At 62.9% G+C, this 25287-nt stretch carries 24 protein-coding genes; 8 read left to right on the plus strand and 16 right to left on the minus strand.

Annotated elements, in window-relative coordinates:
* Positions 1–91 precede the first annotated feature (91 nt).
* Complete coding sequence (locus tag MLB1_RS09090; protein ID WP_180749312.1) at positions 92–1798, plus strand: aldehyde dehydrogenase family protein; 1707 nt, start codon at positions 92–94, stop codon at positions 1796–1798.
* Between the two features lie 4 nt (positions 1799–1802).
* Here the strand turns inward: MLB1_RS09090 and MLB1_RS09095 are convergent, their stop codons facing one another.
* Positions 1803–2246, minus strand: coding sequence for a hypothetical protein (locus MLB1_RS09095; protein WP_180749313.1), 444 nt, complete (start codon positions 2244–2246; stop codon positions 1803–1805).
* A gap of 102 nt (positions 2247–2348) precedes the next feature.
* Here MLB1_RS09095 and MLB1_RS09100 point away from each other — a divergent pair, with 102 nt between their 5' ends.
* Entirely contained in the window at positions 2349–2993 is a 645-nt protein-coding gene (locus MLB1_RS09100) for an O-methyltransferase (RefSeq protein WP_180749314.1), read from the plus strand.
* On the opposite strand, the gene MLB1_RS09105 is transcribed toward MLB1_RS09100, so the two are convergent.
* From MLB1_RS09105 to MLB1_RS09115, 3 genes are all read right to left on the minus strand, one after another.
* A complete protein-coding gene (locus tag MLB1_RS09105) occupies positions 2990–3490 on the minus strand; it encodes a TIGR04338 family metallohydrolase (RefSeq protein WP_180749790.1) in 501 nt (166 codons plus the stop codon). The genes MLB1_RS09100 and MLB1_RS09105 overlap by 4 nt on opposite strands.
* The gene (locus MLB1_RS09110) at positions 3487–4239 is read right to left on the minus strand and encodes a DUF2786 domain-containing protein (protein WP_180749315.1); all 753 of its coding nucleotides are present in this window, start codon (positions 4237–4239) and stop codon (positions 3487–3489) included. Before MLB1_RS09110 ends, MLB1_RS09105 begins: the two co-directional genes overlap by 4 nt.
* A gap of 206 nt (positions 4240–4445) precedes the next feature.
* The gene (locus tag MLB1_RS09115; protein ID WP_180749791.1) at positions 4446–5264 is read right to left on the minus strand and encodes an alpha/beta hydrolase; all 819 of its coding nucleotides are present in this window, start codon (positions 5262–5264) and stop codon (positions 4446–4448) included.
* A gap of 127 nt (positions 5265–5391) precedes the next feature.
* On the opposite strand from MLB1_RS09115, the gene MLB1_RS09120 reads away from it, so the two are divergent.
* Together MLB1_RS09120 and MLB1_RS09125 are read left to right on the plus strand one after the other, a co-directional pair.
* Positions 5392–7071 (plus strand): DUF3556 domain-containing protein, encoded by a 1680-nt coding sequence (locus tag MLB1_RS09120; protein ID WP_180749316.1) that lies wholly within the window; start codon positions 5392–5394, stop codon positions 7069–7071.
* 33 nt (positions 7072–7104) lie between these two features.
* Positions 7105–8070, plus strand: coding sequence for a sigma-70 family RNA polymerase sigma factor (locus MLB1_RS09125; protein WP_180749317.1), 966 nt, complete (start codon positions 7105–7107; stop codon positions 8068–8070).
* Here MLB1_RS09125 and MLB1_RS09130 read toward each other — a convergent pair whose 3' ends face one another.
* From MLB1_RS09130 to MLB1_RS09155, 6 genes are all read right to left on the minus strand, one after another.
* Complete coding sequence (locus MLB1_RS09130) at positions 8071–9555, minus strand: M1 family metallopeptidase (protein WP_180749318.1); 1485 nt, start codon at positions 9553–9555, stop codon at positions 8071–8073.
* 72 nt (positions 9556–9627) lie between these two features.
* The gene (locus MLB1_RS09135; RefSeq protein WP_180749319.1) at positions 9628–10029 is read right to left on the minus strand and encodes a glyoxalase; all 402 of its coding nucleotides are present in this window, start codon (positions 10027–10029) and stop codon (positions 9628–9630) included.
* Positions 10030–10099: 70 nt separating this feature from the next.
* On the minus strand, positions 10100–10795 hold the full coding sequence (locus MLB1_RS09140) for a DUF3137 domain-containing protein (protein WP_180749320.1): 696 nt from the start codon (positions 10793–10795) through the stop codon (positions 10100–10102).
* On the minus strand, positions 10796–11410 hold the full coding sequence (locus MLB1_RS09145) for a LemA family protein (RefSeq protein ID WP_180749321.1): 615 nt from the start codon (positions 11408–11410) through the stop codon (positions 10796–10798).
* On the minus strand, positions 11407–12078 hold the full coding sequence (locus MLB1_RS09150; RefSeq protein WP_180749322.1) for a hypothetical protein: 672 nt from the start codon (positions 12076–12078) through the stop codon (positions 11407–11409). Before MLB1_RS09150 ends, MLB1_RS09145 begins: the two co-directional genes overlap by 4 nt.
* A gap of 121 nt (positions 12079–12199) precedes the next feature.
* The gene (locus tag MLB1_RS09155; protein ID WP_180749323.1) at positions 12200–12883 is read right to left on the minus strand and encodes a DUF3137 domain-containing protein; all 684 of its coding nucleotides are present in this window, start codon (positions 12881–12883) and stop codon (positions 12200–12202) included.
* Positions 12884–12997: 114 nt separating this feature from the next.
* On the opposite strand from MLB1_RS09155, the gene MLB1_RS09160 reads away from it, so the two are divergent.
* The 4 genes from MLB1_RS09160 to MLB1_RS09175 all read left to right on the plus strand — a co-directional run bounded on the left by MLB1_RS09160 (position 12998) and on the right by MLB1_RS09175 (position 17945).
* Positions 12998–14566, plus strand: a complete 1569-nt coding sequence (locus MLB1_RS09160; protein ID WP_180749324.1) for a long-chain fatty acid--CoA ligase — start codon at positions 12998–13000, stop codon at positions 14564–14566.
* 198 nt (positions 14567–14764) lie between these two features.
* Complete coding sequence (locus MLB1_RS09165) at positions 14765–15889, plus strand: NDMA-dependent alcohol dehydrogenase (RefSeq protein ID WP_180749325.1); 1125 nt, start codon at positions 14765–14767, stop codon at positions 15887–15889.
* Positions 15890–15972: 83 nt separating this feature from the next.
* Positions 15973–16719, plus strand: coding sequence for a pirin-like bicupin family protein (locus MLB1_RS09170; RefSeq protein WP_180749326.1), 747 nt, complete (start codon positions 15973–15975; stop codon positions 16717–16719).
* A 113-nt stretch (positions 16720–16832) separates the two neighbouring features.
* Positions 16833–17945 carry a phosphodiester glycosidase family protein gene (locus tag MLB1_RS09175; protein WP_180749327.1) on the plus strand — a complete coding sequence of 371 codons (1113 nt, stop codon included), beginning with the start codon at positions 16833–16835 and terminating at the stop codon, positions 17943–17945.
* 5 nt (positions 17946–17950) lie between these two features.
* Here MLB1_RS09175 and MLB1_RS09180 read toward each other — a convergent pair whose 3' ends face one another.
* The 6 genes from MLB1_RS09180 to MLB1_RS09205 are packed head-to-tail and all read right to left on the minus strand — an operon-like array spanning position 17951 to position 25141.
* Positions 17951–19204 (minus strand): MlaD family protein, encoded by a 1254-nt coding sequence (locus MLB1_RS09180; protein ID WP_180749328.1) that lies wholly within the window; start codon positions 19202–19204, stop codon positions 17951–17953.
* Complete coding sequence (locus MLB1_RS09185; RefSeq protein WP_180749329.1) at positions 19201–20409, minus strand: MlaD family protein; 1209 nt, start codon at positions 20407–20409, stop codon at positions 19201–19203. The genes MLB1_RS09180 and MLB1_RS09185 overlap by 4 nt, the downstream gene beginning before the upstream one ends.
* Positions 20406–21521, minus strand: a complete 1116-nt coding sequence (locus MLB1_RS09190) for an MCE family protein (protein ID WP_180749330.1) — start codon at positions 21519–21521, stop codon at positions 20406–20408. Before MLB1_RS09190 ends, MLB1_RS09185 begins: the two co-directional genes overlap by 4 nt.
* 2 nt (positions 21522–21523) lie before the next feature.
* The gene (locus MLB1_RS09195) at positions 21524–22570 is read right to left on the minus strand and encodes an MlaD family protein (protein ID WP_180749331.1); all 1047 of its coding nucleotides are present in this window, start codon (positions 22568–22570) and stop codon (positions 21524–21526) included.
* The gene (locus MLB1_RS09200) at positions 22563–23618 is read right to left on the minus strand and encodes an MCE family protein (protein WP_180749332.1); all 1056 of its coding nucleotides are present in this window, start codon (positions 23616–23618) and stop codon (positions 22563–22565) included. The genes MLB1_RS09195 and MLB1_RS09200 overlap by 8 nt, the downstream gene beginning before the upstream one ends.
* Positions 23615–25141, minus strand: coding sequence for an MlaD family protein (locus MLB1_RS09205; RefSeq protein ID WP_180749333.1), 1527 nt, complete (start codon positions 25139–25141; stop codon positions 23615–23617). The genes MLB1_RS09200 and MLB1_RS09205 overlap by 4 nt, the downstream gene beginning before the upstream one ends.
* Between the last annotated feature and the right edge of the window lie 146 nt (positions 25142–25287).

Consider the following 25287-nt stretch of genomic DNA (forward strand, 5'->3'; position numbering starts at 1 on the left):
GACGAACCGGGAAGAAGCCCAGGCCCCACCCCGTACCGTCAAACGACCATGACGCACTCCTCGAATTCGACAAGAGCGTGAGCAGACAAATATGACCGACGTGCAGATCGAATCCCCGGTAGACCAGGCATTGCAAGACTTGGTCGATGGCGAAAAGGCTTGGGCCGAAATCTCTCTGGAAAAACGGTTGCGACTACTGGCAGATGCCCGCCAGCGCGTGATCGACAACGCCGAGCAGTGGGTGCAGGCCGCGGCGTTCCAGATCAAGAAGCTCGACCCGGACTCCCCACTAGTCGGCGAGGAATGGATCTCGGGCCCGTACGCCGTCGCGGGGGCCATCGCCGCCCTCATCGCAAGCCTCGAGAATCTGCAGGCCGGTCAGAGCCCGTTGCGTGACGCCAAGTTCGGGGTCACCCCCGGTGGACGCACCACGGTTTCGGTATTGCCGCTCAATATCTTCGACAGCCTGCTGCTGTCCGGATTCAGTGCCGAGCTGTGGTTGCAGCCCGGCGTGGACCAGGCCGAGGCGCTGCGTACCGCGGGCCTGGCACAACACGATCCCAGCCAAACCCACGGGGTGGGCGCGGTGCTCGGCGCGGGCAACATCACCTCGATCGCGCCGCTGGACACCCTTTACGAACTGTTCGCCAACAATCGCGTGGTGGCGCTGAAGCTGAATCCCATCACCGACCCGCTGCTACCGGTGTTCGCCGCCGTACTTCAGCCCTTCATCGAGATCGGCGCGGTGCGGATCCTCACCGGCGGCGCCGACGTCGGCACGTACCTGGTGCATCACCAGCTGGTGGATCACGTCCACATGACCGGCAGCTCGGTCACCCACGACGCCATTGTGTTCGGCACCGGCGATGAGGGCGCGCAGCGCAAGGCCGCCAATCAACCGGTCCTGGACAAGGCGATCACCAGCGAGCTCGGCGGCGTTTCGCCAACAATCGTGGTGCCCGGCGAATGGAGCTCCTCCGATATCGAGTTCCAGGCCCGCCACGTCGCCACCCAGCGGTTGCACAACAACGGGTACAACTGCATCGCCTCGCAGGTCGTGGTGCTCTCCAGGGCGTGGCCGCAGCGCGAGGAATTCCTTGCGGCGCTGCGCAAGGCCGTCGACGAGGCACCGCCCCGTCCCGCCTACTACCCCGGTTCGGATGACCGAGTGGCAGGTGCACAACAGTCCTATCCCAGTGCCGAACGGCTCGGGCAGAACGGTGCGCGGGTCTTGGTCGTCGATCCCGAGGATCGGACTGCACTGCTGCGCACCGAGTATTTCGGGCCGGTGCTCGGTGTCATCGAACTGAGCTCCGACGGGTCGGAGTACCTGCTGGAGGCCGCACGTGTTGCCAACGAAGAATTCGTCGGAACCCTCGGGGTGAACATCCTCGCGCACCCCGACACCATTGAGCAGCTCGGATCGAATTTCGACACCCTGGTCGAGGACCTGCAGTACGGCACCGTCGCCATCAACGCCTGGACTGGCGTGGGTTACCTGACCCCCTCCGCCACCTGGGGCGCATTCCCCGGCCATGCCCTGAACGATGTGCAGAGCGGAATCGGCGTGGTGCACAACGGCTTCCTGGTCGAGAAGCCGGAACGCACCGTGGTTCGCGGACCGTTCCGGCCGTTCCCGCGGTCGGTGGTGCACGGTGAATGGGCACTGTCCCCGAAGCCGCCGTGGTTCGTGAGCAATGCCACCGCGGCGAGCACCGGCCAACTGCTGGTCGACTTCGCCGGTAAGCCCAGCCTGCTGAAAGTCCCGCGGATCTTCATCTCCGCGCTGCGGGGCTGAGGATTTACGACGGCCACCTGATGGTGGTCGTCGGGGTGAATATCCGCGTGGGACTAATTCGCGGGAAATTGAAGGGTGTAGGGGTTGGTGTGCGCGGGCGTGGCGGCAGGTAGGTGAAGATGTCGATGAAGTACATGATTCCGCCGACGAGCAGTGACAATCCGATGGCCAGCAGGATCAGATCCCACGGATCAAATGTGGCGGAGCCAGTGGAATCGGCGAGGTACCGGTACGCGATTCGCGTGAAGAGCACAAGTGCCGTCGCTCCACAGATAACGAAGAAGATCGACAGGCAAGTGTTGAGAAAGGCCATGTGCTGGGAGCCGGCAGAGTAGGCCACCGCGTTTCCCCAGCGGCTGGCCATTAACGCGCCTAGGCCGAGTACTGCGGGGACACTGACCCCCACGATGACTTTTCCCAAGATGTCGCGATAGTCGACAAGTGCCATTACCGGCTCCTTTTTGGCCGCAACGAGAACGGGCTACGTGTTAATACCACGACGTTTGCGTGCATAACTCAAAATTCAGGAATCGGGCGTACCCTCGCGGAAGTGACTCTCTCCCAATCAGTGTGGACCGATACCGACGACTACCTGGAGCGCACCGTCGCTACTGACGCCGCCGAGCTGAATCACATTCGGCAGGCACAGGAGGAGGGCGGCCTGCCGGATATCGCGGTATCGGCCGCGCAGGGCAAATTCCTGTACCTGCTGGCGACGATCGCCAAGGCCCGCCGCGTGCTGGAGATCGGGACGCTCGGCGGCTACAGCACCGCATGGCTCGCCAAGGCGGTCGGGTCCGAGGGTGCAGTGGTGACCCTCGAGTTCGATCCCAAGCATGCCGCCGTCGCTCAGTCCAGCCTGGAGCGCGCCGCGCTCGCCGAACGTGTGGAGATCTTGGTGGGCCCGGCGCTCGATTCACTTCCCTCGGTCGAGGGACCGTTCGATCTGGTGTTCATCGACGCCGACAAGTCCAACAATCCGAGCTACCTCGATTGGGCGCTGCGACTAACAGAGCCCGGGGCAGTGATTGTGGTGGACAACGTGATTCGCTGGATATCCGAGGAGGGCCCGAACGCCGAGGGCACTCGCCAGGCACTGGAGCGGCTGGGTTCTGATCCACGTCTGGATGCCACCGCGCTGCAGACAGTCGGCGTTAAGGGCTGGGACGGGCTGGCCATCGCCGTCGTGCGCTAGCGCACTCCCTCGCGGGCGTAGACGGTGCGCAGGATGAACTCCACCTCCGGCCCCATCGCCAGCCCCGCCAGCTCGGGATAGAGGGCGACGAACTCGTGCCCGTGCGCCGGAACGTCCTGCGGGCACAGGTGATGCGCCAACTCGTGCAGGATCACCAGTTCACGCATGGCCCAGACACTTCCGTTGCGATCGTCGGGAACGGCGATGGCCGCCCGGTCTCCGTCGCGTTCGTAGTGGGCAGCGGCGGCCCCGCGGCGGGCACGCACCGTGAGCGGTCCAGCGGACCATCTGCTCCCAACGAGAGCCAGCACATCGTCGACATACCGCTGGACCGACTCGACCGACGCGAACCGGGCCTCGGGCGGAAGCGTCAGGTTGGCCCCGAAGAAGTCGATATCGCGCCGACTGTGGCTCGCGGCCCGCTCGAAGATGGCGCGGACAAACTCCTCGGCGGCGTACACCTTGGCGCGCTGGGTGTCGCGCGGACGGTCGCTCAGGTCTGCTCCAATGCGCCACGGGCACCAGCCAATTCGGAGCTGGCACCGAGCCGTGCCCGCCGGCCCGCACGGTCACCCGCCCGTCGAGCATGCGAGGAATACCCTGCAGAAGCATTCACCGCGCGCCACCGCCCGCGCGCCACGGAGGTGTCCTTGTAGAAGTCGCGCAACTCGATGTCCTTGTCACGCAACACCAGTTCGGTTCCCGTACCACGCCTCTCGGTTTTGACAGCCTCGGCGCGCGCCTCCTGCCGAGCATCGGTCAGCCGCTGTCCCACCCGCGTCCCGAAGGCCAGCTGGAAGTTGAGGCGGGCGGTGATGGTCGGGGTCGGGCGGTGCGCCCCGGAGCTGATGTAGGCGTCGGAGGCCCTGACCATCTGAACGACCAGGCTGGCGTAGAGGGCGTGGACGGCATCGATGTCCTCGGCGAAGCCGTAGGCGTACACGTAGGTCGAGTTGGACGCTACATCGCACGTGACGTCGTTGGCGCCGGCGATCAATGCGAACAGGTTGACGTAGGTCCGCAGGCCACGGGTGCCCGCCTCGCCGATGGTGATGGTGCGCTGAATGGGCCGCGCCTGGGCGTCTCGTTTCGCCGAGTGCGCACGAGCGACCGCCAAGTCGATCGAGGTCGCGGTGGCTAGTCGCTGCGCCGCCGCCATGAAGGCCTCGGCCTCGTGGGCGTTGTCGGTGCCCTCGGCCTGACGGAGCAGAGCGGCGATCCGCGAGAGCTGCTTGTCCTCTGTCACGAAGGCCAGGTTAGGCGAGCGCAGGGACATGCCGCGGCACCCCCGCATCCCCCACATTTCTGACAACCTTGGTTGTCAAGTCGTTCCGGTTGTGTTTCGATGGCCACAACCGGCCACCGACACGCCGCCTTACGGCGAACATGTGCGATACGAAACCGCCACGACGCGGCGTGTCGGCGTCAGAGGGCGGGGTTCAGAGGTGCCCGTCAGAGACGGGCGTCGATCCAGCCCACCACTTCGTCGAGCACCAGTTCCTTTTCGAACTCGTTGAAAATCTCGTGGTACAGGCCCTTCCAGATCTTCAACGTCGCATCGGGTGCCGATTCGGCGAGCCACAAGCTGCCTTCGGGCGCCGTCAGGCGGTCGTCCCCGCCGTGCATCGTCAGCACCGGACGCTTCAGTCCCGCGGCGCGCTGCCGCATCGTCTTCCCCACGCCCAGCAGCGCTCGGCCGATACCCGCGGGCACCCGGCCGTGATGCACCAACGGGTCGGCGTTGTACGCGGCGATGACCGCCGGGTCATGGGAGATCCCGTTGGCGTCGAGCTGCTGGACCGGCAGCCCGGGCATCAGGCGCCCCACCACCGGGGCCACCAACGTCAGCACATACGGCAACCCCACCTGCGCGGCGATCGCCGGCCCGGAGAGCACCATCAAGTCGTAGCGGTCCTGGTGGTCCACGCCGTATGCGAAGACGATCCCACCGCCCATGCTGTGTCCCAGCACGATTCGCTTCAGATCCGGGTACTCACGTGCCGCGATGTCCACCAGCGTGCCGAAGTCGTCGGTGTACTCCGAGATATCCCTCAGGTACACGCGCTTGCCACCGGAACGGCCGTGGCCTCGGTGATCCAAGGCGTACACCAGGTATCCGGCCTCATTGAACCGCTGCGCGACGTGGTCGTACCGGCGCGCGTGTTCGCCGAATCCGTGGGAGAGCACGACCACCGCTCGCGGTGACACCGTCGGCGTCCAGGTGTCGTAGACGATTCGCACGTTATCGGCGCCGTCGAAGGCGCGCTGCACCCGAGATCCGCTCACCCCGGAAACTCTACGGAATCTCGGAGCAGGCGAGTACCGACCATCAATCTGCCAATCCCCTAATCGCTCCGCTCCTGCCCGCCGGCCCTAGAACACGTTCTAGTGTGAGCGCATGGGATTCCTCAAGCCCACGCTGCCCGTCGTCGATATCGCCGAATGGAGCAAGGGCACCCGCGCCGAGAAGATCCGACCGATGGCCCGACACTGGGCCGAGGTGGGCTTCGGGACACCGGTCGCCCTGCACCTGTTCTATGTGCTGAAAATCGGCCTGTACATCCTGGGCGGCTGGTTGTTCGCCATGGTGGCCACAGGCACCTCCGACTGGTCCGAACCCATCGTCTTCCAGAAGGTTGTGCTCTACACCATGCTGTTCGAGGTCGTCGGCCTCGGCTGCGGCTTCGGGCCGCTCAACAACAGGTTCTTCCCACCCCTGGGTTCGATCTTGTACTGGTTGCGCCCCAACACTATTCGGCTGCCACCTTGGCCCCGCGTCCCGCTCACCAAGGGCACCGCCAGGACCCCTGTCGATATCGCGCTGTATGCGGCCCTGCTGGTGACGACGCTCTACGCACTGCTGTCCGGCCCCACGGAGACGGGGCTGCTACCCACCTGGCAGATCGCCACCATCCTCGGGCTGCTGGCCGTCGCCGGCCTGCGCGACAAGGTGATCTTCCTGGCCGCCCGCGGCGAGGTGTACGGGGCCCTTACCGTGACGTTCCTCTTCGCCGGGGCCGACATGATCGTCGCCGCCAAACTCATCTTCGTCGTCATCTGGATGGGGGCGGCGACGTCAAAGCTCAACCACCACTTTCCTTTTGTCATCTCGACGATGATGTCCAATAACCCGCTCATCCGCGCCAAGCGGCTCAAGCGGGCGTTCTTCGAGGACTTCCCGGACGACCTACGTCCAGGAACACTGTCTCGGCTCGTCGCACATCTGAGCACCGCCATCGAGATGCTGGTGCCCATCGCGCTGTTCTTCAGCCATGGCGGGTGGGTCACCACCATCGCGGCTATCGCCATGGTGTGCTTCCACCTGGGCATCCTCACCGCCATCCCGATGGGTGTGCCGTTGGAATGGAATGTGTTCATGATCTTCGGTGTGCTGTCGCTTTTCGTCGCGCATGCGAACGTCGGCCTGCACAACATGGAGCACCCGGTGCCCGTGCTGCTCTTGTTCGCCGTGAGCGCCGGAGTTGTCGTTGCCGGAAACCTGTTGCCTCGCAAGATCTCCTTCCTGCCCGGCATGAGGTACTACGCGGGGAACTGGGACACCACACTGTGGTGCATCAAGCCGTCCGCCAGCGAGAAGATCGACAAGAACATCGTCGCGATCGCGAGCATGCCGCAGGCGCAGATGGAGCGGTACTACGGCACCGAACAAGCACCGCTGCTCATGTACATCGGCTACGCATTCCGCGCGATGAACACACATGGGCGCGCCATGTTCACCCTCGCGCACCGGGCCATGGCCGGGCAGAACGAAGATGAATACGTCATCACCGATGGCGAACGCATCTGCAGCACCGCTATCGGCTGGAACTTCGGCGACGGACACATGCACAACGAGCAGCTGATCGCCGCGATGCAGGAACGCTGCCAGTTCGAACCGGGCGAGGTGCGCATCGTGCTACTCGACGCCCAACCCATCCATCGACAGACTCAGCAATACCGGCTAGTGGACGCTGCCACCGGTGAGTTCGAAAGCGGCTACGTACGGGTCTCCGACATGGTGAACCGCCAACCTTGGGATGACGAGCTGCCCGTGCACATACACCCAGTAACAACCTGACATGTGTCGGTGGGGGCGACTATCCTCGCGCCCGTGACGGCACAAGCCATCGAGGATGAATTTCTTTCGCACACCGAACAATATCGGCGCGAGATACTGGCCCACTGCTATCGGATGACGGGGTCCATCCACGATGCCGAAGACCTGGTGCAGGAGACCTACCTGCGCGGCTGGAAGGCTTACGACCGCTTCGAGGGCAAGTCGTCGGTACGCACCTGGCTGTACCGGATCGCCACCAATACCTGTCTGACGGCGCTGGAGGGCAAGCAGCGTCGGCCGCTGCCGACCGGATTGGGAGCCCCCAGTGCCGACCCGCTCGACGATTTGGACGAGCGCACCGAGATCCCCTGGCTGGAGCCGCTGCCCGACGATGCCACCGACCCCGCCAGCATCGTGGGTTCACGGGAATCGGTGCGTTTGGCGTTTGTCGCAGCGTTGCAGCATCTGCCCGCCAAACAGCGCGCGGTGCTGGTGCTGCGTGAGGTGCTGCAGTGGAAGGCTCAGGAGGTCGCCGAGGCCATCGGCTCCACCACCGCCGCGGTGAACAGTCTGCTGCAACGCGCCCGCGCACAGCTGCAGGAGGTGTCACCGCAGGAGGAAACCCTGCTGGAGCCCGAGGATCCGATGCTGCGGGAGCAGCTACGGCAGTACATCAACGCGTTCGAGCGATACGACGTCGACGCCATAGCGAAAATGTTTACCACCGAAGCCATTTGGGAAATGCCACCGTTCACCGGTTGGTACCAGGGCGGGCAGAGCATCGCCACGCTCATCAAGGAGCAGTGCCCCGCCGAGCACGCCGGCGATATGCGCCTCGTCGAGACGTCCGCCAACGGTCAGCCCGCGATCGGCCTCTACATGCGCGAGGGCGACGGGGTGCACCGCCCCTTCCAGATGCACGTCCTGGACGTCACGCAGGACGGCGTGGCCCACGTGGTGTGCTTCTTCGATATCTCGCTGTTCGAGAAGTTCGGTCTGCCCTCAGAACTCACCGACTGACTACCGCTGTGCGAGGCTCCCCGGGAACAGGTACTGGTCAGCCGGGCGGGTCGTACTGTGGAACCAGGCGGTGAAGAAACCGGACAGATCCTTGCCGGTGACCTTCTGCACGTACGCCTCGAACTGCGGCCAGGTCGCGTTGCCCCACTTATGCGCAGTCGGCCACGACCGCAAGATCTCCAGGAACGCCTTGTCCCCGATGGTGCGTCGCAGCGCATGGAGCGCTAACGGCCCCTTCCCGTACACACCCAGCGGATTGAAGACCTCTTCGGCGCTGCATTCGGCGCCACCCGGGCACATGTCGTAGAGCAGGTTTCCCCACACTTTGTCTTCGTCCCAGATCTTCTCGACGGTGTCGCGGTAGTGCTTGTCGATGGACTTGCCGTCCTTCTCCTCCGACCACATCCACGGCAGATAAGAAGCGAAGCACTCGTTGAGGCAGATATCGCGCCACTGTTCGACCGACACCACATCGCCGTACCACTCGTGGGTGTTCTCGTGCACCACCACCGAAAGCCGCTTGTCCTCCTCGACATCCCGGCTGAACGTGTAATACGGACGGGTCTGAGTTTCCAACGCGCTGAACGCGATGTCCTCGCGGATCGGGTCGGCGAAGATACCGCCGGCGGCCACGTGGGGGTACTTGCCGAGTTTGGATTCCAGGAAGCTCAGCACCTCGGGCAGCCGCGCCTCAGCGCTCCCGGAACCCGCGTCGGGCGCAAACGCGCTCACCACGGGAGTTCCGCTGGGCAGGGTAGAGCGGAACACCGAGAAATGATCCACGGCGAACGGAACCAGATACATGGCAACCGGGTTCGGCTCGTTCCAGGTGGTGGTCGTCCAGCCGTTCGACTCGCTGGCCTTGCCTTCCCGGCCGCCGCCCACCGCGACCCAGGAGGACGGAACCGTCGCCGTGAGTTTGAACGGGGCCTTGTTCACCGGGGTGTTGTTCGACGGGTACCAGCTCTCGGCACCATCGGGCTCACCGCCCTTGGCATACCCGCCACTGGTGCTGCGCACCCAACCGGGCAGCGCGCCCAACCCACGCTCCTGCGCCTCCTGCTGCTCGTTGAATGCGTAGATGATCGTGGTGGTGAAGGAACTTCCGGCGCGGATGCCCTTGTCCGGGGTGACGGTCATTTCATGCTCACCGCCGAACTCGGTGGTGGCCGCGCGTCCGTCCACGGTCGCCGTGACGGTGCCCAGATCCGAGAAGTCGAGATTGAAGCTCGACAGATTCTGGGTAGCGGCGGCGCGGATCACCATGGTGCCGTTCAGATCGGTGGTTTCCGGGTCGACGCGGAGAGTCAGGTCGTACTGGGTGACCCGATATCCGCCGTTGCCGTCCTGCGGGAAGTAGCTGTCTATCCCGTTGGGCGATCCGGGGGTGAAGGTATCGGTCGCATACGCGGGTGCCGCGGCGATACCACCGCCGACCACGAGCGCCGCCAAGGCGGCGGGAATCCCGATAATCCTGTGTGTCATGTGCGCCTTACGTAGAGCGGGTGTTGTCACCCTAGAGAGCGACTCTACGTAAGGCGTCACAGATCCTGCGCACTACTGCAGGTGCGCCGGATCCATCCAGTTGACCCCCCACACATGGCCGTCGAGATCGCGGAACGACCGTCCGTACATAAACCCGAGCTCCTCCGCCGGCATCCAATCCACCCCGCCGGCGGCCAACGCCGCATCTGCCAGTTCGTCGACACCCTCCCGACTGTCAGCCGAAACACACAGCAGCACTTCACGATTCTTCGACGTATCGGCGATATCGTCGGCAATGAATCCGCGGAACCTGTCCTCCTCCAGCATCATCACCCAGGTCTGATCGTTGATCACCATGCAGAGGGTGTTCTCGTCACAGAACTGATCGTTGAAGGAGAAGCCCAAGTGATCGAAGAACTTGCGGGTTGCGGCGGCATTGGCGACGGGGATGTTGACGAACAGCATGCGGGACATCGAGTCTCCTAGCGACTGGGCGGCGGTATTTCCACCGTTCACCAGTACCGACAATCCGCGCCGCCGAAACTCATCGCCGGTCCCAGGTGTACCCCGGCACCTCACGGAGAATGTCGATCAGATACCGAGCATGTGGCTCCACCCATTCCGGCTTGAGCGCCTCCCACCGCCAGGTGAACAGGTTGGAGTTCTCGAACCGCATCGGCAGCTGGAACCGTCGATCGGTAAGCATGCGGTGCATCGTGCTGGGGTTCAGTACGTCATAGGCGAAGCGGGCGTTGTTGGTGCGGACGTGAAAACGCCGATTGAAGTCCTCCGATTCCAGCTTGAGGTCTCCGAGCCCCATCGTGTCCCTCAGACCCGACAGCACGCCTTCCGGTGTGACCAGCAGCATGTTCGCCGACGGCGGGGTCCGTACGCAGGTCACCATGGTGGAGTGGGTCGCCTCGGTGTTGTCCGATGAGTTGCCCGTGCGATAGATGTAGGTGAACGACACGAACGGCACCCCGTCGAGCACTCCCCGGATCACGTCGGTCGCAGATCGACTGTGTCCCACACCAAATGGTGCGCACACGGAGAGCCGCACCAGACCGGGTTCCGACTCAACGAAACTCCAGCCGCGACCGGATGCGAAGGACCACAGCCAGGCCGAGCGCCGTTGGCGGTTCCGCTGAGCTGTCTTGAACATCCACACGCCCAGCATCGCCAGTCCGCCGAAACAGGCGCCGACCGCGCCGATGCTCAGCAGGCCCAGCAGCACGCTCATCTACTGCTGCGGAGGCGGATTCAGCCGGTCGAAGGCTCCCCGGATATTGGGCACCTTCCGTGCCTCTGGGTCCTCGAGCTCGAAGTACTCGGCTGCGGTGAAACCGAACCATCCCGCGACAAAGTTAGACGGCACCGTTTGCACCTTGGTATTCAGTGCGCGCACATTGCCGTTATAGAAACGCCGTCCTGCGGCGATACGGTCTTCTGTGTTGGCCAGCTCGGTCTGCAGCCCGACGAAGTTCTGAACCGACTGCAGTTGTGGGTAGCTCTCTGCGATAGCGAAGAACTTCCCCAATGCCCCGGAAAGCTGCTGCTCGGCCTGCGCCTGGGCAGCGACGCCCTGATGCGTCGCGGAGACTTCGCGAGCGAGGTTGCGCGCCGCCGTCACCTGTTGCAGTGTGTCACGTTCGAACTGTGCTGCAGCGCTGGCTGTTTCGACGAGATTAGGGATGAGGTCATGCCGCCGTTGTAGCTCGACGTCAATCTGCTTCCACGCCTCCTGCACCAGATTGCGGATCCTGACGAAGCCGTTGTACGTCGTCAAGAGCCATAGTCCGATTATCAGGGCCACAACCGCCACGACGATGATGATCACTATCAGCACTGCGCTCATTCTTTCTCCTCATGTTGTTGCCAGGCGTACGTGGGGACCGGTTCGAGGGTGTCGATCAGATACTGAACAGCACCTGGGATGCGCCGCGCATCAAGTTCGCCGTACTGCCAGGTCATCAGCTTGGAGTGCTCAAACCGCAGCGGCCACGCGGATCGCGGGTCGGCCAGCATCCGCTGCATGGTCAGCGGATTCAGCACATCGTAAGCGAATCGTTCCGGCTCGCATTCGATACGGAAGCGCTGGTTGAATTCGACGGATTCAAGATGAAAGTCATTGGCACCCAGTGCATCCAAAAGTGTTTTGCCAGACGTAATCTCCAGCCGATAGTCAGATGCCGGCGTCGCGATGTACGTAACCATGTAGTCGTACGTTGTCGTCATGTCGAATGTGCCGGTGTCCCGGCTTATTTCGTAGGCGTACCCGAACGACACGAAATCGCAAGCGCCGATCTTGCCGCGGTACACGCCCTTGACCCTGCGGTTATCTCCCAGGCCGAAGGGGGGGCTGGAGGAGAGCTTTGCCAAAAGCGGATCGGATGTGTTGCCGTAGTTCCAGCCTTGAGCTGCTGCGAACTGTGCAAGTTCCTCAGCGAGTTTCTTATCGGCAATACGCCGCCGGTACCGGTAAACCGACAATCCCACGACCGCCACCACGGCGACACCGGCCACTACGAGCACAGTGGCTATGGCGCTGCTATTGAACATATGACCCCCGACTTGCCACCCGACGCACCCAACCGCCGGTTTAGCAAAACAATACCAGTCGGCTGCCGGCCCGTTTGTGGCGTTCCTACCGCTGTTCCCAGGCATACGTGGGGACCGGTTCGAGGGTGTCGATCAGATACTTCACGTCGCCGGAGATCTTCAACTCATCTAGCCTCCCCGTCCGCCACGTCAACAGCCGACCGTTCTCGAATCGCAATGGCTGCGAATACCTTTGGTCGGCAAGCATCCGTTCCATGGTGCGCGGATTGAGCACGTCGTACGCAAACCGCTCTGGGCTGGCCTTGATCTTGAATTTCTTGTTGAACTCGTCGGACTCGAGCTCCAGATCGGAAAACCCCAGGGCACCAAAGAATCCGGAGAGCATGCCTTCGGGACCGATCTCCAGGCGGTAGGACGATGGCGGTGTAACAATGCACGTCACCATGAACTCATACGTCGTGGTAGTCCGATCGTCGCCGGAGCCGCTCGTCTCCTGGTACGAGTATTGGAAAGACGCGAACTCGTGCCCGTCGATGGTGCCATTGAATGCGTCCTGAGCAGTGCGGCGATCACCCCGACCAAACGGCGCGCCATCGGATAGTCCCAACAGACTCGAGTCATCGGCTGCGTACATCCAGCCGTGAGCCTCAGCGTACGACTCAAGCCTCGCGATCCGCTTCTTGCGCATTCGGTCGGAGATGAAGTAGATCGCCGCGAACACCAACGCGATGACGACGATCCCCACCACTACCGGCAGACCCTGAGACATCGACTCCCCCTCACCCTCAGTTGCCCGTGCACATATCGTACCGGGACAACGCATATTGCCCGTTAGCTCGACGAATCCCGCCCCGGAAGGGTGGCACGACGGCAGGATCGGGGTATGCACATAACCCAGTGGCTGCATCGCGCACTGCAGCAGGACCCACACCGTCCCATCACGATTCACCGGGGCCGGGAACGCACTGTGGAACAGTTCGCCGATCGCGTCGGCCGGTTGGCCTCGACGCTTCGAGATATGGGTGTTCAGCCGGGTGACCGAGTGGGCATGCTGTCACTTAACTCCGACCGCTACGTCGAATACCTCACCGCCGTGCCGTGGTTGGGTGCCTCACTGAATGCCGTCAACATCCGCTGGAGCCTCGCCGAGATCAGCTACTCACTACGGGAGTCCGACACCCGCGTGCTGCTCGTGGACGATGCGTTCAAGGCCGCCGCCGCACCGTTGCGTGCCGCATGTCCATGCCTGGTCACCGTCATTTACTGCGGTGACGGACCGACACCCGAGGACATGATCGGATACGAAGACCTCCTCGACGCACACGATCCCGTCGAGGACACGCGCACCGGAGGCGACAGCCTGCTGGGCGTCTTCTACACCGGGGGCACCACCGGAAACCCCAAGGGCGTCATGCTCTCTCACAACAATGTGCTCGCTTCGGCGATGGGGTCGCTTTCCACCGGAAACTTCGTGACCCGCGGCGGCCGGCTGCTGCACTCGGCACCGATGTTCCACATGGCCGACTTCACGTCGGTGCTTGCGGGGAACCTATCGAATGTCACGCACGTGATCCTCCCGTCGTTCACCCCGCAGGGGGTGCTGGACGCGATCGTCGAACACGATGTGGAGGACATGCTGTTGGTGCCCACCATGATTCAGATGCTGGTCGATCATCCGGGAGCCGCTCGGCTCGACCTCTCCGGCATCCACAACATCACCTACGGCGCCTCCGTCATCTCCGAGGCCGTATTGCAACGCGCCCAACGCGTCTTCCCCAACGCGCGATTCACCCAGGCCTACGGCATGACCGAGGTGTCTCCCGTTGCGACGCTGCTGCTTCCCGAAGACCACGACGACCCAGCGCTGCTGCGTTCGGCGGGACGCGCTGCCCCGCACTGCGAGGTGATGATCGTCGACTCCAGCAGCGACACCGACAAGGAACTGCCTCGCGGCGAGATCGGCGAGGTGATTGTCAGGGGAGACAACGTCATGCTGGGCTATTGGGAGCTCCCCGAAGAATCGGCGGCCGCCATCCGGAACGGGTGGATGTACACCGGCGACGCCGGGCGGATGGATAACCGCGGCTATGTCTACATCGTCGATCGCATCAAGGACATGGTGGTGACCGGCGGCGAGAACGTCTACTCGGCCGAGGTGGAGAACGCCCTGGCCAAACATCCGGCGGTCGCGGCCTGCGCGGTGATCGGCATCCCCGACGAGCGGTGGGGTGAACGCGTACACGCAGTCGTCGTCAAACAGGCGGAATCCGAGTGCGGCGGCAAAGATCTATCAGAGGACCTGACGGAACACTGCCGCGAGCACATCGCCAACTACAAGGTGCCGCGCAGCTTCGAATTCGTCGACGAGCTCCCACTGTCCGGAGCCGGGAAGATCCTCAAGCGCATGCTCCGCCAGAAGTACTGGGACACCCACGACGCAGGCGTCTCCTAACCCCTGAGCTCTTCTTGCACAAGACCTCATAACCGTGCATAGGTAGTCGTCAGGGCCACTGTTGGGTCGCTGACCACGCCCTTTTAGAACGCGTTTCACTTTTCACGCAAAGCCGCTATCCTCGTCCGGGGGAGTGACCTGCTTCACTCGGGCACCACATAGGCAAGACGGCACGGCAAGACAAGGAAGACACAGTCAATGAAGACAAAAGGCGCGCTGATCCGCGAGCTCAACAAGCCGATCGTTGTCGAGGAGATCACGCTCGGCGACCCGGCCGAGGGCGAGGTCCAGGTCCAGCTGCATGCCGCGGGCATGTGCCACTCCGATTACCACGTGCTGACCGGTGCCACCCCGATGGAGCTGCCGGTACTGCCCGGTCACGAGGGTGCCGGCATCGTCACCAAGGTCGGCAAGGGCGTTACCAGCGTGGAAGAGGGCGACCACGTCATCTTCGCGTTCATCCCCGCCTGCGGTAAGTGTCCGCCATGTATGCGCGGCTACCGCTCGCTCTGCGACCGCGGCGCGATCCTGTTGGGCGGCAAGGCGATAGCCGATGGCACCAATCGCATCCACGCGGGCAACACACCCGTCTCCGCGATGAACCTGCTCGGTACCTTCTCCCCCTACGCCGTGGTGCACGAGGACTCCGTGGTGAAGATCGACTCGGCAGTACCGTTCGAGGCGGCCGCCCTGCTCGGTTGCGCCGTGCCCACGGGCTTCGGCTCTGCCACCAACATCGCCGAGGTCAAGCCCGGCGAGGACGTCATCATCGTGGGTGTCGGCGGTATCGGTATGAGCGCGCTGCAGGGCGCAGTGGTCTCCGGAGCCCGCTACGTCATCGCCATCGACCCGGTGCCGTGGAAGCGTGAACAGGCCCTCAAGTTCGGCGCCACCCACGCCTACGCCTCGATGGCCGAGGCCATCATGCCGGTCATGGACGTGACCTGGGGAATCATGGCGCAGAAGACCATCATCACGGTCGGCGAGATGAAGGGCGAATATATCGAAGAGGCCATGATCCTCACCGCCAAGACCGGTACCTGTGTGGTTACCGGCATGGGCGCCATGGTTGACGTCGACGTGAAGTTCAACCTGTTCCTCTTCACCATGTTGCAGAAGACCTTGAAGGGCAACATCTTTGGTGGCGGCACCACGCACACCGAGACCCCGCGGCTGGTCGGCCTGTACAAGCAGGGCCTGCTGAAGATCGACGAGATGGTCACCAGCACCTACAGCCTGGAGCAGATCAACGACGGCTACCAGGACATGCTGGACGGCAAGAACATCCGCGGCGTCATCAAGTACACCGAAGCCGACTGGTAAGCCCCACCCCTCCACTTCCTTCGCGAGCATGCGCAATTTCGCCGGATTTCGGCGCGTTTGCGCATGCTCGGCATACTGGGGGCATGGGTATCGACGTCCGACGCGCGAGTGATCGGCTCGCTACCAAGATCTCCTGGCTGGACTCCAAGCATTCCTTCTCGTTCGGCGAGCATTACGACCCGCACAACACCCACCACGGGCTGTTGTTGGTCAACAACGACGACATCGTCCTGCCCGGCGCCGGCTTCGAAACGCATCCGCATCGCGATATGGAGATCGTCACCTGGGTGCTGCAGGGCTCGCTGGTGCATCAGGACTCCGAGGGCAACTCGGGCGTGATCTATCCCGGTCTGGCCCAACGGATGTCGTCCGGTACAGGAATCCTGCACTCGGAAAAGAACGACTCCTGGCGGCTGTCAGGCGAGCGTCACTCGGATCCGGTGCGATTCATCCAGATGTGGGTCACACCCGACGAATCGGGAGTCGATCCCGGATACCAGCAGCTGGAGATCGATGACCAGCTGCTGCGCGGCGGGCTGGTGACCGTGGCGTCCGGAATGCCGCGGCACCGGGATCAGACGGCGATCACCATTGCCCAGAGGAACGCGGCACTGCACGCTGCGCGCATTCCTGCCGGTGCCAGCGTGGAGCTTCCGACGGCGCTGTTCGTACATCTCTTTGTCGCGCGCGGCGCCGTCACCCTCGAGACAGCCGGAGAGCTCGCCGAGGGAGATGCCGTGCGGCTGACTGACACCGGCGCTGTGCGTGTCACCGCGACGATCGACGCGGAGATCCTCGTGTGGGAGATGCACGCCCGCTTAGGCGGCTAGCGAGCCGTCGCAACTCTGCCGATGTCCGATCGATCCCCACTTGTTACCAAAGTTGACTGTGTTGCTGCTGTGATTATCGTTAACTATTCAAGATCACCACAGGAGGGACCGCCGTGGGCATTTCACGTTTTTCGCGTCTTCGGCGACACTCTCGCGGACGTCGCCTGATAAGCATTACGTTCGGCATGCTCCTGGTAGCGGCACTGCCCATTCCGACCACGCACAACACCGCGCGAGCCGAGGCCGCCCACGATGCGGTGTTAGCTGCCATCGCCAACACCAAGGGCACCTTCCTGGTCTACAACTTCGGGGGCGGCAACCCAGCGCCGTTCCGCAGCGCCGCCGGTAACGAATACACGCTAGATAACGGCGGCCACCTCATGGTCATCAAGAGCGCATCATCGCGGCTGCGCGCAAACCTCTTGGTGGACAACCACTCCGGATACCAGTCCCGGTGTGAACGCGACGCACGCGCACGTACTGCTGAGGGTCTGTGGCAGGCGTCCGAGACGTACAAGCCGATGGCGGCCTGGATGACCATGGGTAAGCCCACCTTCATCATCAACGCCAACTTCTTCGACGTCCGTGGTCAAAAGGGCGGCAACTGGAAGAGCACCGGGTGTAGTTCACCACTCGGTGCCTACGTCGATACCGCCAACGGCAGCGCCGACTTCAACAAGCAAATCACCGGGACCCGGGTCTACGCCGGAAAGCAGGCACTCTCGGGCGGTGACGAAATCTGGACCGCATTGGCCACCATGGTCTTTTCTCCCGGCTCACCCCCTGAGGTCATCGCCTCGGCCGGGCCGAAGGACTACGGGTACGCCACCGGACCGCTAGAAGGCCTGATGGACAAGGGAGTTCAGTTCGTCGCGGTCAGCGGGCTCAAGTTGTTGCTTCCAGGATTCACCGAACAGCTGAACGATCCCGGCCCCGCCGCCGCCCGCACCGCGGTCGGATACAAGTCCGCGACCGATGAGCTCATGGTCTTCCAGGGCGGAAGTTACACACCCGATAACCTCCAGGACCTTTACCGCGGGCTGGGTGTCGACAAGGCCATCGCACTCGACGGTGGCGGCTCCTCAGCCATCGTGCTGCGCCGGGACGCCGGCGGCATGTGGGCGGGATACGGCTCCCCCAAGGGTAATTGCGATAGCACCTACACCCTGTGCGATGCCGCGGGAGGCGTCGGTCGGGCACTGCCCAGCTGGCTGGGATTCAGCTAGACCCGCTATTTCGGAGGCGCAATCGGAAGGGTCGGGCCGCCATAGGGTGTAGGAATGGTGAAGCGGCCCTTAGGAGTCGGATCGGCCAACTTGCCGAGGTCGGCACCCTTCGGTGGGCCGGCGGTATCGTCATCAGCCGGCCGCGGGGCATTCTTCGCACCGCGCACCAGCACCGCTGGGTCGTCATCTCGGCAGTAGCCCGCATACAAGAACGGCTCCGGGTAATCGGCGGCCGACACCGCGGTACGCGGATATCCGTAGTCACAGGTGTAGCGGGGATATATATCGGCGGTGGCCCACACGCCGTGATCGTAAAAGGTGTTGCCCACCGCCTCGATCACCGATCCGCGATACGCGGGGAAGAGCGCATTGAGCGCCGGCACGCGCACATAGGACAACTGTGCCACCGTGGTGAGGTTCCCCAGCAGCTGCGCCATGGTGTCGGAGTTGTCGGCGAACACAGCGTCGGTAGTGGCCAACGGCCCGGGAACCCTATCGATCAGCGTGCGGAATCCGCCGTCCATGCGGGCCACGCCGTTCAGGGACCTGTTCAGACCCGGGGTGGTGGTGGCGAGACCCTTGTTCATCTCTGCGATAGAGGACAACGTCACCCGGCTGTGCTTCAGGGTGCTGACCGTCTCCGGCAATACGGAATCGAGTGTGGACAAGAGGAACACGCCGCCGTCGATGATGTCCGTCATCTTGCGCGGCGCCTCGCGCGAGAGATGGAGTTCCCGTTTGATGGTTTCCAATTTCGCTGTATCCACCTGAGCGAGCGTGCCATCGGCGTTGGCGAGCATTTTGGAAAGTGACACGGGAACCGTCGCCTGACCCCGGGCAATCACACTGCCATTACCCAGGTAAGGGCCGGTGGTCGTCACCGGCGCGAAGTCGACATACTGCTCCCCTCCAGCTGAGAGCCCGGACACCCGCACTGGAGATCCCACCGGAATCTTCACCGCGGATTCGATGTGCATCACTGCAACCGGCCCGCGGGGCGATGGAGTCACCGTGTCCACCCGGCCAATCCGTAAACCACGCAGTGCCACATCCTGGTTGGGAATCAACCCACCGGATTCGGGTAGCTCAAGCGACACCTCGTAGGTCGACGTGAATGTCCTGGCTCGCAGCGCACCCACCATGAGGTACCCGCACGCCACCAGCAAGGTCGCGGCGAGCGCGAAAAAGGACAACCACATGCGTTTCCGGTGCGCTGCTCGCACCGTACCCACAACCGTGTTCGCCAGTGAATTGATCATCGCGGCGGCCCCGGTTGGACGGGAGCCGCACCCGGTATCGGCTCAATCACACCCGGCTCGGTTGGGCTGGGGCGCACCGGAATTGTGGAAACATCCGGCCCCTGTCCCACGACACGTTCCTGCAGGCGCCACAGGGTGTACTTGAAGGAGCCGACGAGTTTGGCCCAGTCATATCGCTTGGGCCCGTGCAGGCCCGGGTCGCCCTTGAAGCCGATATCAGGGATAGAGCCAAGTACAAGCTTGTCGATCGAAACCCGAGCGGCGAACGCCGAACCGGCCATGATCTTGACGATCGGGGGCATCAGCTGATTGAGCGCGGCAAGACTCGTGTCGGGACTCACCGAAATGTCGTTGAACGAGCGCGACAGCGTGTTCATATCGGCGATGACGCTACGGCCGCTGGTGTCGGTACCCGCGATCGAGGGGAACTTGGAGAGCTGCTTGGTCACCGCACCCACCTGATCGGCCAGATCGGCGATATGAGTTGCATTGGCAGACAGGGTGTCCGTGGCTGGCGCTGCAGCGACCAACAGCTCCGAGAGCGCCTCGTGCCGCGTATTCATCTCAGCGGCAAGCTGTGCGGTGTCCCGCAGCGCGGAATCCAGCTGACCGGAACGCGCATTGAGCGTGCCCAGCAGCCGATTCGACTTTCCGATCAGATCTCCGAACGCCTCACCGTTGGGCCCAGTCGCTCGGCCGAGACCATTGACCGTGCCGGTGAGGTTACGTACCGCACCGCCGTTGACAATGATCGCCGCCGAACTCAGCACCGCCTCTACCGTCGCGGCGGCGGTGGTCGATTCGAGACCAAAGGTGTCTCCATCACGCAAGAGCGGTGCGTCGGGATTGGCCGGCCGCGGCGGCTTCAGTGCGACGAAGACGTCACCCAGCGGGGTCGCGGTGCGCAGCTCCACTGTGGTCCCCTTCGGAATCTCCACATCCGAACGGATCCGCATCGTCACCACGGCGGTGTAGTTGGTGGTGCTCATGGAGTCGACTTCGCCGATATCGGCGCCACCCAATTTCACCTTGGCACGGGACGGCAGGTTCAAGATGTTGGTGAACAGTGCCGTCAGGCCATAGGAACCACCTGACATCCCCGGCGCCGGAAGCGGAAGGCTGGCAAGGCCGTTGGTGCTGCAGCCGCTCGTCAGCAGCACGGCGACGGCCACCGCGGACCCTACGAATCTCCGTATCTCGATCATTTCTGCCCCATCGCCGCGAGACCGTCGAGCACATACGTCAATCCGAAATCGGGCCCGTAGTCCTGCAAGGTGCCTGTGCTGCATCCCAGTTGGCGCAGACCCATGAGATTGCAGATCTCCTTGGCGGCCTGAGTGTCGAACAACAACCTGTCCACCGGCACATGGGCACGCACCACGTTGTTGATCGGGTCGATGATGTTGTAGACGTTATCCGCCATCAGCGGAAGCAGATCGAACCCTTCCGATAACTCTCGCCGGTTGTCGTATACCGCCTGGGCAATCTGGTTGGAATTGCCCACCGAATCCTTGATGGCATCGCGGTTCTGTTCCAGGAGCGAACCTGCCTGCAGCAGAATGCTATTCAGCTGCTTTCCGGTAGTTCCGGAACCCAGCTGCTCGTCGTCGAGCACCTGGGACAGCTGCCGCACCTGGGAGGAGAAGTCCCGGATGTTCTGGTCGTTACGTGCCGAGGCATCGAAGAGCGAACTGAGGCGGGTGATGATCTTAGTCAGCTGATCACGAGTCATCGCACCGCCGTCAGCACTCAGACGAAGCGCCTTGGACAACTCGTCCAGAGATGCCCTCATCAACTCACCGTTTCCGGACAGCGCATTGGCGCTGTTGTTCACGACATCGGCCAGCGGCCCGCCGCCCTTACCGTCGCCCTTCATCGCCTTCGAGAGCCTGTCGATCATGGCCAGCACTCTGTCGAACTCCACGGGCGTCTTCGTGCGGTCCAATCCGATAACGTCCCCGTTCTTGAGCGTCGGTCCACCGCGATACACCGGTGTCAGTTCGATGTGACGGTCGGTGAGAATCGAGGTGGACACCGTGACGGCTTTGGCTTCGGCAGGCACCTTGACCTTCGAATCGACCGTGAACTCAACCTCCATATAGGTGCCACGCGAGGTGATCTTCGTGACCTTGCCAATCGGCATGCCCAGCACGGATACCTTGTTGTCAGGGTAGAGGCCGGAGACCGATTCGAATTGCGCAGTGATGGTGAGCCTCTCGTGACGCTCGCGCAGATAGGTCCAGCCAACCACGCCAATCGTGACGGCCACCACCGCCGCCAACGCTCCCGCGATCCAGAAGATCCGGTGTTTCGTCATGTTCATTGGCAATCCTTGAAGTACGGGATCATGTTGAACTGCTTGGCCCTTCCACTGATCGCGCACATCCACGAATCCACCGCGAGACCACCGGGCGCGCTCAGCTCGAGCGAGTTTCCGTAACCCGTGAGATTGGTGAAGTTTCGGGCCGCGACCGCCGTCACCTGCAGGATGCTTCGGAACAAGTCATCATGGCCACCGATCAAATTGCTGAAGGTCTTCACATCGGCGATGAGCGCATCGACCGCGCGCCTGTCCTTGACCACAATCTTGCTCAGGAAGTTCGTCAGCTCGGTCAGCGCGCGCATCATGGAGTGGAAACTCGCCTGCCGGGAAACGAACTCGCCGAGCAGATCTCGGCCCTGAATGATCAGTTTGCCGATATCGCCCTGTTGCCGGTACAGAGTGCCCGACACCAACTCGGTACTGGCCAGCAGCGTGCCGATCTGATCGCGGCGATGCGATATCACCGAGGACAGCGTCTGAATGTTCTCCATCGCCTTAGGCAGGACCGCAGGCAGTCCCTCGAGCTGTTTGCCCAGAATCCCAACCGACTCTGCGATCTTGTCGGCGTCGACCTGCTCGAAGGTGGAGGTGGCGTCTTCGAGAGTGGCCTGCAGGTCATAGGGAACCTCGGTGTGCGCGAGATCGATTCGACGGTTGGACAGCTTCCCATCGCCGCCGTTGCGTAGTTCGACGTATTGATTGCCAAGTATCGTGGTGATCTTGATCGAGGCCCTGGCGTCCTTGCGCAGTGTGACGTCATCACGGACCCGCATGCCGACTTCGATATGGTCGCCTGCCAGCTCGACACTCGTGACGTTCCCCACCGGAACCCCCGCATACGACACATTGGCCCCTGGTTGCAGCGACGCCGCCTGCAAGAACTCCGCGGTGTAGTGGCCGTAACCGATACCAACCGCCTTCACCAGCAGCATCGCCCCCACCAGGGAGCCGATCACCGCGAGCGCTATTGCGCCCAACCAGATCTTGTTATACGTCTCAACAGGGCGTCGCGAAATGCGTTGCCACACTGTGCGTTTATCCATCTGCCAGGTTCCTGCATTTCGGAGTGTATTGAGCCTTGTTTCCCGGTGTGGCGGCGTTCACGATGATCGGAACGACGTCGTTGAGTCCGGGGAAGAATCCGGTGATGTTGAGATCGCACACATATCCGTTGATGAAGGCACCCTCTTGGGTGGTCCTTGCCACACCCTTGAGGAGCAACGGAAGATTAGCCCCGGTGAAGGCAAGCTGCGGTTCGATGGCGTTCAGGTGACTGACGAATCCCGGTTCCCGGTACAGCATTTCGTTGAGCTGCGGATACACCGTGTCCGAGATTTTCGACAACCGGCGCACTGCGAAACCCGTCGAGCCGATCGAATCCACCAACCCGGCGCGGCGGTTATCCAGGATCGTCACCATCTCACGCGTATGCGTCAACACGCTATCCAGGTTTTTATTCTGTCCAGCCAGGGTTTTCGTCAGACCGTTGAGATTTGTGATCACATCATCGAGAACCTTGTCGCGGCCCGCGAAGGTCTCGGTGAGTTGCGATGTCTGGTCGACCAGTCCGACGATCGAACCGGTATCCCCCTGCAGGGACTTGACGACACCATCGGTGAGGTTGTCGACCTGAGTCGGGTCGAGCACGCTGAAGAGGGGCTCAAACCCGTGCAGCAGCATGCCGATATCGAAGGACGGCTCTGTCTGCTCCACGGGAATCACGCTCCCCGGCTTGAGCCGATCGGTACTACCGGTCTTACCCAGCGATAGACCCAGGTAGCGCTGTCCGACGATGTTTTGGTACGTGATCGATGCAATCGTGTTGCCGTACAACGGTTGCTCGGTCTGTACCCGGAACTCTACCTTGGCCAGATCGCCGTCGATCGCGACCGATTCGATGCGGCCGATGCGCACGCCCGCGATGCGCACATCGTCCCCGTCGCGCAACCCGGTGGCGTCCGTGAACATCGCGGCGTAGTTGTTGGTCGCCCCCGCGACATCACGCCGCAGGGTCGCGTACACCAGCCAGGTCATCGCCACCGCGATCACCATGAACATCGATAACCCAATGAGTGGTCCACGGAACTTCATCGCGTCCCCCCTGCGGAGGTCTGCTGGGCGACAATAGGTTTGGTTCCGCGCGCGACCGGACCCAGCAGCAGTTGGGTGGACGCGGAAGCCTCACCGCCGGTGATCAGGCCTAGCTGTTGGCGTTCCATCGCGCTACCAACGGGTCCGACGGTCCCACCGAAGGAGGCCGGCGCGGTGGCGGCCGGAGCACCTCCGGGCGGTGGCGGCAGAGCGTCATCAGGGTCAGCGGTGCCGGGGATACGCGGCGACGGATTGGGCTGCCACCACGGCAGTGGGGGATTGGGGTCCTGCAAGTTCGGGGACGGATTGTGCAGCGGTGGCCCGGTGACGATCAAATTCCCGTCCGGCCCGACCTCGGTTCCCGGCGGCGGAGCAAGATCGGGCGGTGGCTTGTAGTTCTGCGGAAGCAGTACTTCGGGGAGATCGGGGCGCACCACCAGCTCGGGTGCAGTGAAGCAGCTCGGACCCTTCAGCTCCCCGTATCGTGGGCAATCGGCGCGGGTGTACATCGTCGACGGCGTAAATGACAGATTTCCCCGGATGTTGACTACGTCCTTTTCCGGATCCCAGACCTCACTGAAGAACTTGTCGGAGAACACCTTCAGCCGAGCTGCGATCGGCAAGAAGTGCACGGAGTTCTGAGCGAGCACGCCGATGACCGGAGTCAGCTTTGTCGTGATGTCGATCATCCGGTCGGTCTGATTATCCAGTGATTGCCGGACGATGCCCGTTGTATGCAATCCCGCATTGAGCAGGGTCTGTAACTGCTCGCGCCTTTCGGCCAGGGTTTGCATTGGCTTGACTGCCTGATGCAGCGCGTCCACGAGCTCCGGGGCCGTGGACTGCAAGCCTTTCGTCGCGTTAAGAAGCGCCGAAAGAGTCGACGGGCCGGTGTCAGTGGCGACGATGTCATTGAGCTGATCGACGAGCCGGGACAGCTGCCCGGCCGCGCCCAGCAGGGTGGCGCGACGCCCTTCCGTCGCCGCCGCGATCACGGCGAAGATACCCACCGAATCGTCATCGCGGCCTCGCCCGTTGGCCAAAAGGATGTCACGCAGCTTGCTGATGGTCGTCTGGAAGAGCACCGTCGGCATCTCGGTCTCTTCACCGATGGTCGACCCGTTGGTGATCGCGGCACCGGGGCCATGATCGACCAGCTCCACCGAGGACACCGCGAACACATTGCTGGGGACCACTCGTGCGGTGACCGTTCGCGGGACCGTGGGTGCCAGATCAGGTTTCAGATCGATATGAACAACATTGGGCTTGCCGCGCTGTGACGGGGTCACATCGGTCACCGAGCCGACGAGCACTCCTTGGAATTTGACATCCGACTTCGCCGGCAGGCCGTCACCCACGTTTGTCAGCTCGGCGATCACGCGGACATAGTCGTTGAACCGTCCGGTCGACTTGATCACCAGCGCCCCGGCTACCAGGGTTGCAACGACGGCCATCACCACGCCACACATGAGGAGCTGTCGATCCGACGGACCCCGACCATCGGATTCAAAGGAGTTCGGCACACCGACCTCCTTCGATATCACCTGGACGCGCATCGGCGCAGCGCCACAGCAAGATCCGAAGCACCACCTGGTCCCTTTCGTCAGCTAACGCGACACGCAGTATCAATGAGTCCGGTCACGCCAGTCCCCCCGATGTGACGGCGATT

It is taken from the genome of Mycobacteroides sp. LB1, assembly GCF_013449725.1.
GTDB lineage: Bacteria > Actinomycetota > Actinomycetes > Mycobacteriales > Mycobacteriaceae > Mycobacterium.

Bases quoted from the DNA above. Each gene is read 5' to 3' on its own strand.
- MLB1_RS09180 (WP_180749328.1), bottom strand. From the start codon at position 19,204: ATGATCAATTCACTGGCGAACACGGTTGTGGGTACGGTGCGAGCAGCG.
- MLB1_RS09155 (WP_180749323.1), bottom strand. From the start codon at position 12,883: ATGTCTCAGGGTCTGCCGGTAGTGGTGGGGATCGTCGTCATCGCGTTG.
- MLB1_RS09120 (WP_180749316.1), top strand. From the start codon at position 5,392: ATGGGATTCCTCAAGCCCACGCTGCCCGTCGTCGATATCGCCGAATGG.
- MLB1_RS09140 (WP_180749320.1), bottom strand. From the start codon at position 10,795: ATGAGCGTGCTGCTGGGCCTGCTGAGCATCGGCGCGGTCGGCGCCTGT.
- MLB1_RS09190 (WP_180749330.1), bottom strand. From the start codon at position 21,521: ATGACGAAACACCGGATCTTCTGGATCGCGGGAGCGTTGGCGGCGGTG.
- MLB1_RS09195 (WP_180749331.1), bottom strand. From the start codon at position 22,570: ATGGATAAACGCACAGTGTGGCAACGCATTTCGCGACGCCCTGTTGAG.
- MLB1_RS09170 (WP_180749326.1), top strand. From the start codon at position 15,973: ATGGGTATCGACGTCCGACGCGCGAGTGATCGGCTCGCTACCAAGATC.
- MLB1_RS09090 (WP_180749312.1), top strand. From the start codon at position 92: ATGACCGACGTGCAGATCGAATCCCCGGTAGACCAGGCATTGCAAGAC.
- MLB1_RS09185 (WP_180749329.1), bottom strand. From the start codon at position 20,409: ATGATCGAGATACGGAGATTCGTAGGGTCCGCGGTGGCCGTCGCCGTG.
- MLB1_RS09130 (WP_180749318.1), bottom strand. From the start codon at position 9,555: ATGACACACAGGATTATCGGGATTCCCGCCGCCTTGGCGGCGCTCGTG.
- MLB1_RS09135 (WP_180749319.1), bottom strand. From the start codon at position 10,029: ATGTCCCGCATGCTGTTCGTCAACATCCCCGTCGCCAATGCCGCCGCA.
- MLB1_RS09200 (WP_180749332.1), bottom strand. From the start codon at position 23,618: ATGAAGTTCCGTGGACCACTCATTGGGTTATCGATGTTCATGGTGATC.
- MLB1_RS09160 (WP_180749324.1), top strand. From the start codon at position 12,998: ATGCACATAACCCAGTGGCTGCATCGCGCACTGCAGCAGGACCCACAC.
- MLB1_RS09145 (WP_180749321.1), bottom strand. From the start codon at position 11,410: ATGAGCGCAGTGCTGATAGTGATCATCATCGTCGTGGCGGTTGTGGCC.
- MLB1_RS09165 (WP_180749325.1), top strand. From the start codon at position 14,765: ATGAAGACAAAAGGCGCGCTGATCCGCGAGCTCAACAAGCCGATCGTT.
- MLB1_RS09095 (WP_180749313.1), bottom strand. From the start codon at position 2,246: ATGGCACTTGTCGACTATCGCGACATCTTGGGAAAAGTCATCGTGGGG.